The sequence below is a fragment of the Paenibacillus pinihumi DSM 23905 = JCM 16419 genome (genome assembly GCF_000422505.1).
Classification (GTDB): Bacteria; Bacillota; Bacilli; order Paenibacillales; family Paenibacillaceae; genus Paenibacillus_D; species Paenibacillus_D pinihumi.
Genome location: NZ_KE383864.1, coordinates 303858 through 316940 on the forward strand (window position 1 = coordinate 303858; position 13083 = coordinate 316940).

A 13083-nucleotide genomic window follows, 5' to 3' on the forward strand; every position below is an offset into this window, starting at 1 on the left:
ACGAAACAAAAAGACGGACAAATCGGCTGCCCTGAAAATCCAGCAGGAGCCCTTTGTCCAGTCTTAGAAAAATTATTGCAATGTATCCGATTTATTCAATAGAAAGCAGTCCTGCCGCCTGTCTCGCAGTCTCTCTGGCCTGTTCCACATCTTCAGCCGTGCTGAGCGCAACGGCCATCCGCCGTCCCGGCTTTGTAACCGGCTTGCCGAACAACCGAACTTGGGTATTAGGCATAGCCAACGCCTGTTCCACACCGCAAATCCGGAAATCGGATTGCTCGCAATCCGCCTTCAGCGTGCTGCTCGCTCCCGGTGTCAACAGCCTTACTCCCGGGACCGGGAAGCCCAGAATAGCGCGCACATGAAGCGCAAACTCGGATAAATCCTGGGTTGCCATCGTTACCATGCCTGTATCATGCGGACGAGGCGAAACCTCGCTGAACAGTACGCCATCCCGGGTAAGGAACAGCTCCACCCCGTAAATGCCGTACCCGCCCAGCGCTTCGGTTACTTTCGCAGCGATTTGGTGAGCCTGCTGCAAATCAGTCTCGTTCACAAAATGAGGCTGCCAGGACTCCACATAATCCCCATCCTTCTGAATGTGGCCGATAGGCGCACAGAAGGTCGTGCCGGAGACGGAACGGACCGTGAGCAGCGTAATTTCCGAATCAAAACGGACAAAGCCCTCCACAATAATCTTTTGCTTCTTGGCTCTTCCGCCTTCCATCGCCATATTCCAGCAGCCTTCGAGCTCCGCCTCACTGCGGCAGACGCTTTGCCCTTTACCCGAGGAGCTCATAATCGGCTTGATTACACAAGGAAAACCAAGCTCCGCGGCCGCTGCCCGCAATTCATCCAGCGACTCGGCAAACCGGTATGGCGCAGTTGGAAGCTCAAGCTCCTCCGCAGCGAGCCTGCGGATTCCTTCACGGTCCATCGTCAGTCTGGCCGCCTTCGCAGTCGGCACAACATGATAGCCCTCCTGCTCCAGTTCGACGAGCATATCTGTCGCAATCGCCTCAATCTCAGGCACGATATAATTTGGACGTTCCCGCTCAATTATGCCGCGCAATGCTTGTCCGTCCAGCATGTCGATACAGTAGGAGCGATGCGCCACCTGCATGGCAGGAGCATGCTCGTAACGGTCAACGGCGATCGTTTCCACGCCCAGGCGCTGCGCCTCCAGAATGACTTCCTTGCCAAGCTCTCCGGAGCCGAGCAGCAGCATTTTTACAGCATGAGAAGACAAAGGTGAACCAAACATAAAGAAAAAACCTCCTGGAAGCGGATGTCTCCCGGCAACATGCCGAAAGTACGATCTTTTTCTTCCATTGTGGAGGTTTTTCACAGCTAAAGTCAAGCTAAATTAGCGGACATTTGATCCTTTGCTTCAGCCTGCCATCCCCCGCCTATGCAGACAGGAAACGGTATTGTGCCTCAATCAGGCCGTGGTAGATTCCTTTTTGACGAATCAGCTCGTCGTGATTGCCTTCTTCCATGACGACGCCATGGTCAAGGACAATGATTTTGTCCGCATGACGGATTGTCGACAGACGGTGGGCGATAATGAAGGAGGTGCGTCCAAACAGCAATGTTTTCAGCGCTTCCTGAATTTTCAGCTCCGTCTCGGTATCGATGCTTGCCGTCGCTTCATCCAGAATGAGCACTCTCGGATCTGCCAGCAGCGCGCGTGCAAAAGACAGCAGCTGACGTTCGCCCATAGACAGGACATTGCCCCGCTCCTCAACCTGGGTATCATAGCCATCAGGCAGCGTCATAATAAACTCATGCGCATTGACCGCCTGTGCGGCCAGCTCCACCTCTTCGTCGGTGGCATCCAGTCTGCCGTAGCGGATATTATCCCGGATGGAACCGGAAAAAATGAACGTATCCTGAAGTACAATACTCACCTGGGAACGCAGACTCTCCAGTGTGACATCCCGGATGTCCTGGCCGTCGATCAGCACGCGCCCTTGCACCGGATCATAGAAACGGCAGAGCAGATTGATAATTGTACTTTTACCCGATCCGGTATGTCCTACGAGGGCAATAGATTGCCCGGCTTTCGCTTCGAGATTAATATTTTTCAGTGCCGGACGGCCAGCCTCGTATTCGAAAATAATATTCTCGAATTTGACATGTCCTTCAATCTCTCTGAGTTTCTTCGGCTCCTGCAATTCCGGCACGCTGGGCTTCTCATCAATAAATTCGAAGATACGCTCGGAGGATGCCATCGCAATCAGCAATTGGGAATACATCTGTCCAAGACGGTTGATCGGGTCCCAGAAGTTGCCGATATAGTTGGCGAAACCAACCAGTACACCGACTGTAATGACACTCGTCTGGATCAGGTGGGAACCGTACCAGAACAAGATAAGTGTACCGATAGCCGAAGTGATCTCGATTACCGGGCCGAAGGTCTGGTTAAGCGCCGAAGCTTTGTGCCAAGCCTTCATATTGACCGTGTTCATATGATCAAAGTAATGGATGTTGTTCTTTTCCTGCACATAAGCTTGCGTTACCTTGATTCCTTGAATGCTCTCGTTCAAATGCGCATTAATGCGCGACTGCTTCGTCCGCACGTCCTGCCAGGCAAAGCGGATCCGCTTGCGCAGACTGGTAGACACAATAATCATCAGCGGCACGGTAATCATAACTGCGGCCCCAAGCTGGAAGTTCCAGAGGAGCAAAATGACCACGATTCCGACGAGTTGGACACAGTCCATCATCAGGTTCACAACCCCGTTGGTAAACAGGTCCTGCAGCGCATTAATATCATTCGTAATCCGCACCAGCACCGATCCGGCCGGACGCTTGTCGAAGAACCGGAAGGACAGCTTCTGGATATGGCTGAACAAATCATGTCGCAAGTCGTAAATGATGCGCTGCCCGATAATATTTGTATACCGGATGCGAAGCGTATTCGCACCCCATTGAATAATATATAAGCCCAGCATAATTGCCGCATACGTATAAAGCAGTGTCAGGCTCGGACTGCCTTCCTTAGGCCAAATCGCTTCGTCAATCGCCAAAATGACCAGGGCAGGTATAGCCAGCCGTGTGGCTGTGCCCAGTATCATCATCGTAATAATAATCGGCAAAAGCTGCTTTCGGTAAGGCTTCATATAGTGAAATAGGCGGCCGAGCTGCGCCCAGTTAAAGGGCTTTTCAATTACCTGGTCATCCTCGTATACAAAGCGTTCCCGCTTGTTTGAGGCTTTGCTCTGCTGCGTGCTCAATGGGCGACCCTTCTTTCTTTGCCGTTCCCGTCAGAAGAATTGGACTGCACAGGACGATCGGCGTATTGAATATTATAAGTATCCTGATAATGGCCCGGTACTGCGATCAGTTCTTCATGTGTACCCCGCTGGATCACTTCCCCGTTGTCCAGCACAATAATTTCATCTGCATGGCGAAGTGAGGAAATCCGGTGCGCAACGATAAAGGTCGTCCTGCCTGCCATCAATTCGCGGAATCCGGCCTGAATCTCATGCTCAGTCTCCATATCCACCGCGCTTGTCGCATCGTCAAGGAAGAGAATGCGCGGATTTTTTATCAAAGCTCTGGCGATCGCAATCCGCTGCTTCTGTCCGCCCGATAGGCCAAGGCCGCGCTCTCCGACTACAGTGTCATAGCCAAGCGGCAGTTCCATAATAAAATCATGCGCCTTGGCGAGCTGGCATGCCCGGATAATTTCGTCCATTGTCACCTCATTGATCCCGTAGGCAATGTTGTCGCGGATCGAGGCCGAGAACAGGAAAGTCTCCTGAAATACCGTTGCTATCTGGCTGCGCAGGCTGGCAATGTCCAGCTTGCGGATATCATGGCTATCGAGCGTGATCTGGCCATCCTGAATGTTGTAAGCCCGCATCAGGAGCTGGCTGACTGTCGATTTGCCCGAACCCGTCCCTCCAAGAAGGCCGATTACTTTGCCCGGAGGCGCGTCGATCGTCAGATTTTTAAGAGCCGGCTGCTTCCCCTCATAACTGAAGGTCACGTTTTCAAAACGCACATGCCCCTTCACCTTTTCATCATCAAGCGTAATCGCACGCTCGTCGTTTTTGACATGTACATACTGGTTGAACAGCTCCAGTACACGCTCTCCAGATGCTTTGGACTGCGTGTAGTTGTTGATATGGAAGCCAAGCCCCCACATTGGAGATACGATATACCAGATCAAGCTGAAAAAGGCGACAAGCTCTCCAAGCTGCAACTGCTTGTTAATGACGAGTGTTCCGCCCGCAACCAGGAGAATGACGATACAGAGGCTTGCCAGCAGTTCCATGACCGGAAAGTAGTTGCCCCATATTTTTGCCGCGCGGATCTGATTCTCTTTGTATTCCTCGCTCCGTGCGGAAAATTTGCTTACTTCATGCGGCTCTCTTGCGAACGATTTGACCGTTCTCACACCTGTAATATTCTCTTGAACAGCAGTTGTCAGATGGCTCATCGCCAGCCGCATTTCCTGGAAGGCAGGATGGATTTTCTTCTCAAACCGGAGTGCCGTAAAAGCAAGCAGCGGCATGGTTACAAATGTAAGCAGCGTGAGCTGCCAGTTGATGTAAATCATCATAGCGGCACCAAACACAACCATCAGAATCATGTTCAGAATCTGTGCAAAACCAAAGCCGACAAAGTTGCGGATTGCCTCCAGATCTGCCGTCAAACGGGACATCAGGTCGCCGGTTTTGGCCTTGTCGTAATACTGGAAGGATAAATACTGCAGCTTCTTGTAGCTCTCGTTGCGCAGCCTGTAAGCGACGCGGTTGCCGAGACGTCCCCCGAAGAGACCATGTACATACTGAAATGAGCCTTTCAAAATGACAACGCCTACAACTGTCAAGGCAATTGTCGGAACCAGACCAAATTGACCTCCCAAAATTGCATCATCAATGAGTGTTTTCAGCATGACCGGATAGACCAGCCCCAGCGCAGTCGCGATTATGAGGCTGACAATGGATGCCACCAGAAGCCTTCGTTCTGGCCAATAATAGTCTTTTAACTGCTTAAAGACGTCCAATGAACTCTCTCCCCGTTACATTATTTTAGACATGAATGAATCTTAACAGCATCCTCCAAAGACAGCAAACACCTGATCTGACCATATTTGTGATTAAGACACGATTTGTTCACAAATACCAGATTCATGGCGGGGTATTCTTCCGAATATTCCAAATTGGTATGTAATATGTGCCAAATGCTCCGTTTTTGATAAAAATGCTTAATGGGCTCAGATGCAAACGGCTGCCGCTGTTCTGAACAGCGCAGCCCAAGTTTCGCGTATAAATATAAACGAAGCCACTCACATAAAATGGATAACGGCTGAAATTCCAAATGAACGGGCTGTACCCGCTTCGCTCTAGTAAAAATATATTCCGCACAAAAGTACAATCCCCTAATGCTGGAGACGAAAACAGCACCTCTGCCGCCGGGTGACGGACAGAGGTGCTGCAAGTGCAGCAACGTTTTCGGTTACGCTTGTTTTTTGACTTCAAACAAATTCTGATAAAGCACCTTGAGTGCTGCAGGATCAATATTGGTGCTCAATGACGCCAGACGGCGGTTCTTGTGCACGCTGATCTCTTTGGCAAGCTGGTTTGAGGCGTCCACGAGCAGCTCCTGCCACAATACGCGGTAGCTCTCCAGCCATTCCTCGATCTTGTGATCCGTATAAGACTTCAGCGGCGCCTCTATGACACTCTCCAAATCTTTGCGCAGCAGCGCCTTTCCGTCCCCTTCAAAAAACTGTCTGGGATTTTTGAATCTGGAAGTCAACAGCTTCCGCTCCACACGGTCTGTCTGCCACAGTTCGCCAATCTCAAGCGTTGGAAGTTCAAGCGGCTCCAGAGGTGCAGGCGCAAAGCCAGCCAACCGTCCTGAAGCCTCGCCTGCTGCCGCATCGTAGGCTTGCACGGCAAGCTTCTTCATCGTCTTCTCCATCCGCAGCGAGGTCGCCAGCATTTCCTCTGACAGCTCGCTTTGCAGCAGGCGCTGCAGTTCCAGCCAGCAGGTCCAGAGCATCTTCTTCATATCCCGCCCGTCTTCCTGCAGCGCTGAAGGATTGAAGGCATGATTGTAATGATCGCCAAAACGGAAGCTTAATCGCTGCAGCACATAATGGAGCAGCTCCCTGAGCTCCTGGGCAAGCGGCTCAAACGGGGTATATCCTTGAAGCTGCTGCGACTGCCCAAGCGCCTCTGCAGCCTCCTGTTCCAGCCTAAGGCGCTCCGCCTGCCTGGATGCTTCATCCCCTTCAGCAGAAGCGAGCCAATCTGCAACAGCCTGTGTAGCTCGGCTGATATCCTGCTCAGCCGAGGCAACTGCCAGCTGCCCCAGCTCACCGGAGGTAAAGCTCAGGAATGATTGCTCAAAGGCGTCTATGCCTGATTGTCCCTGAAGCTGAACATCACCGGCCAGCTTGCCTTCCAGAGCCGCAAGGCTCGAAATCGGATACAGCCGCGGATTGCGGATGCCATGTTGAAGCAGGTTAGCCTCCACATGCGACAGCACACCCTCCAGCTCCTTATCATCTGCAGCCAGATCGGCCGCGTTGACGATGAAAAACATTTTATCCAGCTCAAACTGATCCTTCACCCGGCCAAGCTGCATCAAAAACTGGCGGTCAGCCTGGGAGAAGGCATGGTTGTAATAAGTGACAAATAAGATTGCATCCGCATTTTTAATATAATTAAAAGCGACTCCCGTATGACGCGCATTGACAGAATCCGCGCCAGGCGTATCTACCAGTACAATGCCCTGCTCTGTAAGCGGACAATCGTAATACAGCTCAATTTCCTGTACAAAACAGGATTTTGATTCTTCCGCAACGTACTGTCTGTACATCTCCTCATCGACTTTGAGCTGGCTGCCAAGCAAGCTCTCCATATCCCCCCAGCCCTGCATGGCTGCCTTGAGGAAGCTGTAATGCGGTCTCCCGCCCGGATGGATATCGCCGGGTTTTAACGATTTGATCAAGCCAAGCAGTTCCGCAACAGGCGCATTCTCTGCTTCCTCTCCCAGAAGTGCCAGGGAATAACGGATATCGTCCAGCATCGCCTCGCGCGATTTTGTAACGATTTTGGCCGAACCATGCGGATAGTCGCTATCCGGCGGGACGATCCGGTTGATCGCCGCAGTCGTCGGATTCGGCGAAACCGGCAGGGCGCGCTGCCCGATGAGGGCATTCGCGAATGAGGACTTGCCCGCGCTGAACGCGCCGAACAGCGCAATCGTGAAGCGGCTTTGCGACAGGCGCGCTGCCTTACCGCGCATGGACGCCGCTGCTTGAGCCAGCGGCTCATGCGGCTCAAGCAGTCCCGCGGCGCGCTCCAGCATCGCCGCCGCCTGCCGTTGCGGCGCCAGCAGCGCAGCAGCGGCGCTGTCCCGGGCGGCGCGCTCCTCGCGCGACGCAGACGCAGCGGCGACGATGCGCCGGGCAGCAGCCGGCTCGGACGATGCCTGCGGCGGCTGAGCATGAGCGGCGCCTTGCGGCGCTGCAACAGGCGCCGCCGGGCGCGGCAGCGCAGGCGGAGCCTGCTCCGGCGCCAGCAGCGGCTGCATGCGCTGCCGCTGCTTCCCGAGCGCGGCGTCCAGCTCCGCCAGCGCACCGAGTGCGTGCGCTTCGCCGCTCAGCGCAGCAATGCGCGCATGCGTCTGCGCCGAAACAGCATCGCCTGCCCCACGAGCGGCCTCAGCCAGCTCGTCAATGATGACGAGCGCCTGCTTGCGGTACAGCCCTTTCACGGCGGACGCCAGCTCCTTGCAGTAATTCATTGTGGATTCATTACTGAAGACAGCTCCCGGCTGAATTTGCGTCACCAGCATTTCCGGAGTTACAAGGCCGTCAAACTGCGCTGAAAGCCGCTCCTCCAGCGATTCATCGCGCCAACCGAGCTGCTGGGCTTCCTTGCGGAGCAAGTCAGCCAAATGCCACTGAATGGAAGCTTCAACCTTGGATGCAAAATCGCTATGGAATTTGTCCAACCTGCTTTGCTGCTCGGCTGCTGTTTTGGCTCCGGCAAATAAAAATCCGGTCTTGAAGCCCGGCTTGCGGCTCTCCAGGAAGGCATGTGCCAGATCCCGGGTCGCGGCCGGGGTGATGTTGGCATTGTCCAGCAGAGACTGAACCTCCAGCCGAAGCCGTGTCCTCAGCTTCTCAGGGGCTGCCTTGCTTTCCTGTACATGCTGCTCGAGCTGTGCAAGCTCTCCTCTGACAGCAGCTAGCTCATCCTCGCCTCCCGCCGTCTCAAGCAGACGCTCCCGCTCCTCTGCCTGGCCCGCCTCGAGCGTACGGATATGCTCCTCGGCGAGATGGCGTGCCGATGCAGCGACACTGGCCTCATTAAGCGGCTGAGCCAGCGTCTCCAGCTCCTGGAGAATTGCAGTGAGCGCTTCCCATTGCTGATGGGGATGCTCGGGATGCCGGAGCGACAGATACATAATGCCGGCAGGCTCCAGACTCCAGTTGGCAAAGGCCTCCTCTACGCTGCGGCGGTACTGCTCAAATGACAGCTCCTCGGCACGATGTTTGTCAATTTGATTGACAATGAGGTAAAGCGGCTTTCCCCAATCCTTGAGCTGCTTGGCAAAGGAAAAGTTAATTTCCGATTGGACATGGTTGTAGTCCATAACATAAAAAACGACGTCCGCCAAATGAAGCGCCGATTCGGTCGCCATCCGGTGAGCGTCGTCCGTTGAATCGATGCCCGGCGTATCCAGCAGCACCGTTCTTTTTCCAACATGAGTCAAGGGATACGTAATATCAACCGAGCTAAAGTCGGTCCCGTTCACACAGTAGGCTTCCAACTGCTCAGGAGCCACCTGAACCTGCTTCTCTTGCCCGTCTTTCAATTCCGTTATCGTCGCACAAGGAGAACCATAACGAATGGAAACCACATTTGCGCTTGTAGGAATTGGACTGGACGGAAGAAGCATCGTGCCGCACAACCGGTTAATGAGTGTAGACTTCCCTGCGGAAAAATGTCCGCAGAAGGCAACTGTAAGCCTGCCAGCCTGCTGCTTCTCGCTCAGCTCTCTTACCTGGCGGGCATGCAGCAGATCGCCTGCTGCCTCCATTAAGGAGGCAAGCTCTGTCAGAAGCGAATCTGTTGTTGACATTGTGCTATCCGTTGTCATAGGTTAGCCCACTTCAGCACTGTCTACCGGCATACAAATTTCGAATACATTGCCGTGCTGCAAAATAGTAATACCCTTTCCCTTCTCCTTCATCACAACAACCTCAGGTTTTACACGCATTCTCTCGATGTACTGATCCGGAACATCGCCCGAGCCGCTGACTGTAATGCCTTCCAATACGAGGTCTTCGTTCTCTTCCGGCGGTGCCGCCAAAATTTGCTCATAAATATCGGAGAACGCCTCAAAGTTATTTGTATATACGGAAATGCATTTCATCGTGCCTCATCCTTTTCTCAACGTTGTAGTTTACGTTCCTTATCTTTCCTGTTTCTTACCGGCTTCATACGCCGTTTCCCTTCCTTGCACCGGTCCAGCAGCGGACAAATTCCGCAGGACGGGTTCTGTGCCTTGCAATGGTAGCGCCCAAAGAAGATCAGACGATGATGGGTCAGCGTCCACTCCTCCCGTGGCACAAGCTTCATGAGCTTCTTCTCCACCTCAAGGACCGAATCATCCGGTTTCGCTGCACCCAGCCGCTTGGATACACGGTCCACATGCGTATCCACAGCAATGGCCGGCACCCCGAAAGCATTTGACATGACGACATTGGCTGTCTTCCGCCCGACGCCAGGAAGCTCGGTCAGCTTGTCATGCTCCTCAGGGATGCGCCCGTCAAATTTATCAAGCAGCAGTCTGCACATCTTCTGAATATGCGTAGCCTTGTTGCGGTACAGACCGATTCTCTTAATATCTTGTTGAAGCTCTTCAAGAGAGACGCTCAGATAATCCTCGGGACGCTTATATTTTTCAAACAAGCCAGCTGTTACTTTATTTACTGTCTCGTCTGTACATTGAGCCGAAAGGAGCACGGCAATCGTGAGCTCAAACGGATTGCTATGGTTCAGCTCACAATGCGCATCAGGAAACATTTCCGCGATTACATCCAGTATCTCTCGCATCTGTTTTGCGTTCATTGCTCACTCTCTCCCTATTGTGGGCTTCGTTCAAAGTGTAGCGAAAAATATCACTCTGCGCAAGTCTATTATTATAATTTTTCAGAAGTCTGAACCGCACTTGCATCTGCATTGAAAATATGTAATTCTGGCCTCAAGCCAAGCAATAACCAAACATTGTGCCTGTACAAAAAGGAGAGGCGCTTCACAAGTGTGAAAGGCCTCTCCTGCATGCTTATGATTTCACGATAAGGGCGATTTTTCCATTTATCGTGTAAATGGTAATCTCATCACCATTATTTAATGCCTGCATAGAGGACGAGCTGCCATTTACAATAACTCTCGTATCATCGGACAATACAAAACGGACATTGTTATCATTCACTCCGGTGCCGAATACGAACATCTCTTTGCTTGAAGCAATATAGCTTCTGAACTTCCTTACTGTGCCTGCGTTCACCGAAACAATAACGACATCTTCTTCGTTTTTCCGGATATCGACGTAGTCGCCGGCAGAAACAGCCGAAGTGGACGTACTGGAAGAACCATTGCGAATGACCCGGAAATTCGAGCCCAGCTTGATATCCTGTTTGCCGCCATTGAGAGTCTCCACTGTAAGCTGGTCTGAGCTGACAGAGGTTACCTTGCCGAATGTCGTCTCGATCTGCTTGATGATTGCCGGCTGTCTTCCCGCATATTGCACATTGACGACCTGATTAGCACTGAAGGCTGTCAGATTGATCGAAGCACCTTTGTCATTGAAAAACTTCACGTTGGTTCCTAAAGAATATTCCGTTACAGAGCCGTCTGGCGATTTGAGTCTGATTTTCCTATTGGAGTTGTCGACGGACACGACTTCCTGTTGAATCGTACGGTGAACCTGGATCGCAACGACCTTCTCCTGGTTCTGTCCGAGCTGAGCCGTAATACGGTCTCCCGTTTTCAAATCCGAAAGGTTGGACTGTGCCCTGCCGTAAATTTCTATCGCGAGCTGGTCGAACGGTATTTTCATGGAGCCGCCGGTTTCGAAAGAAATCGTAAGCTGGTTTGTCGTCTGATTAATATCAGCCAATGTACCTGTATAACTGTTAACCAGATTCAAATAGACAGCTACACCTTCTGTAAATCCGATTGTCACCTTGCGATTTTTAACCAGCATGTAGTTAGCAGCAGCTAAGGACATGGAAGAACCGTTAAACTCTACCTTCGTATTCGCAGTCAGTTGGACAGCTGTCGGCTTCCCGGCGGAATCCAAAATTGTCAGTGTCTTGGAGTCCGCATCATAATTCAGAATGTTCGCCCCGTTCACGGTCTCTACCTTGCGGCTGATGACCTGAATCTGGGTTATAGCATCCTGATCATTGATCGTCAGCTTGACCTGGTCGCCTCGTACAAGATCGCTCAGGGAAGGCTGGCTAATGCCCTCAATCGATATCTGGACGTTGGAAGCCAAATAATTGGCACTGAGCGTATTCGTATTGGAATCGAGCTTATAGTTAATCGTCTTGCTATCCGGATCAATGTGCTGGAGCACACCTGTTATCGTCTTCCCGACCATGGTGCGGGTGACACTGATTTTCGTAGCCAGACCTGATGCAATCTCATAATTAATGAGGTCTCCAACCGCAAGATCAGCTACAGACTTGATTTCTTTGTTCCACGTTACCAGTGTATTCGCAGTCATGCCCCACGTTTCGGTTGTGCTGCCGTCCTCGCTTTGGATCGTAATGCTGGAGTCCGATACGGCAGTGATTTTGCCTTTGCCGGACTTATTGATTTTAGCTCCCTGCACCTGAATAGACAGTGCCATCGGTTGCGCACGGAAGGTGTCACGCGTAACCTCAATGGTAGCATCTGCAGCCAGATCGGTTACCTGCAGCTTGTTGCCGCTGGAGTCTTTCACCTCCAGCGTGCTGCTGTATGCAATTTCTGTCGGTTTGTTATCCATAAACATCCATAATTTACTTTCATTAGGAACAATCCGAATAACTTCACCGCGCAGTGTCTCAACCTTGGCGTCATCATCAATTTGCTCGATATAGCTCGCGCCGTCCTCGGAGGCAATCACGAGCGCTTTGGCATATTTGGTCAGCTTGGAAGACGTTGAAAGAGACTCCGAGTCAAAACGGAAATACAGGGCATTCTTCCCAATTGGGAACGACTTTTCCGAATTATTCTCCGTATCATACAGCGTAATTGAATTTTCAGTCAGACCGGTAATTAGCCCTATAGACTGGTTGGCATAATTAACCGGATAGTACCCCTCTGCCAGACTGTACATCTTGGCAATCATTGCTCTTGTAATCAGCCCTTTAGGATCAAACTTTGTCGCCGATACCCCGTTCATCAGCTTCAGGCTGACTGCGGCATTCACATAACCGCTAAAGCCCTTGGTAATGTCGCCGCTGTCTGTAAACTGGGAACTGACATTGACCAGCTCATCGGCAAGCTTCTGCTGATTGATCGCACGGATCAACAGCTTGGTTACCCATTCCCGGCTGGCATTGCGTTTGCCCCATTCCGATTTGTCCGCTTCTGCGCTCTTGAATTCATCGGTCTTGTCCAGCAGTCCCTGCTGCAATGCGAGCACTACGTACCCTTTTGCATATTCAGATACTTTGAAGTTCTCAGGGAAGACGACCGCATCATCCTTCTTCACCTGTGAATCCTTGCCCATAAGACGAATGGCCAAGATAACCGCATCCTCCTGCGTTACATTATCGTTAGGGCCGAATTTCGCGGCGCCCTTCCCCTGAATAATGCCTTGAAGATTCAGTTTGGCGATATGCTTCTCCGCCCAGTGGCCGGCCTTCACATCAGAGAACGGTGTTGCCGGTTTATTCACCTCGCTGGAAGCCGCATTTTCCGGAGTACCGGTGCCCGTATTGCCTGCATCCGCATAAGCTCCCGTTCCTGCAAGCAAAGACAGGACAAGGGCGGAGGAAAGAACTTTATAACAGGATTTTAGCATCATCTATATTTCTCCTCTATCTAC

Annotated in this window: 7 protein-coding genes; all 7 read right to left on the bottom strand. The window is 52.0% G+C overall.

What is annotated here, in order from left to right:
* Positions 1–91: 91 nt before the first annotated feature.
* A complete protein-coding gene (purT, locus tag H583_RS0115360) occupies positions 92–1264 on the bottom strand; it encodes a formate-dependent phosphoribosylglycinamide formyltransferase (protein ID WP_028561218.1) in 1173 nt (390 codons plus the stop codon).
* A 145-nt stretch (positions 1265–1409) separates the two neighbouring features.
* A complete protein-coding gene (locus tag H583_RS0115365) occupies positions 1410–3239 on the bottom strand; it encodes an ABC transporter ATP-binding protein (RefSeq protein ID WP_028561219.1) in 1830 nt (609 codons plus the stop codon).
* On the bottom strand, positions 3236–5020 hold the full coding sequence (locus H583_RS0115370) for an ABC transporter ATP-binding protein (protein ID WP_028561220.1): 1785 nt from the start codon (positions 5018–5020) through the stop codon (positions 3236–3238). Before H583_RS0115370 ends, H583_RS0115365 begins: the two co-directional genes overlap by 4 nt.
* Before the next feature lie 452 nt (positions 5021–5472).
* Positions 5473–9135 (bottom strand): dynamin family protein, encoded by a 3663-nt coding sequence (locus H583_RS0115375; protein ID WP_028561221.1) that lies wholly within the window; start codon positions 9133–9135, stop codon positions 5473–5475.
* Positions 9136–9138: 3 nt separating this feature from the next.
* On the bottom strand, positions 9139–9411 hold the full coding sequence (locus H583_RS0115380) for an acyl-CoA synthetase family protein (protein ID WP_028561222.1): 273 nt from the start codon (positions 9409–9411) through the stop codon (positions 9139–9141).
* A 17-nt stretch (positions 9412–9428) separates the two neighbouring features.
* Complete coding sequence (nth, locus tag H583_RS0115385) at positions 9429–10109, bottom strand: endonuclease III (protein ID WP_028561223.1); 681 nt, start codon at positions 10107–10109, stop codon at positions 9429–9431.
* A gap of 214 nt (positions 10110–10323) precedes the next feature.
* Positions 10324–13062 carry an S-layer homology domain-containing protein gene (locus H583_RS0115390; RefSeq protein WP_028561224.1) on the bottom strand — a complete coding sequence of 913 codons (2739 nt, stop codon included), beginning with the start codon at positions 13060–13062 and terminating at the stop codon, positions 10324–10326.
* Between the last annotated feature and the right edge of the window lie 21 nt (positions 13063–13083).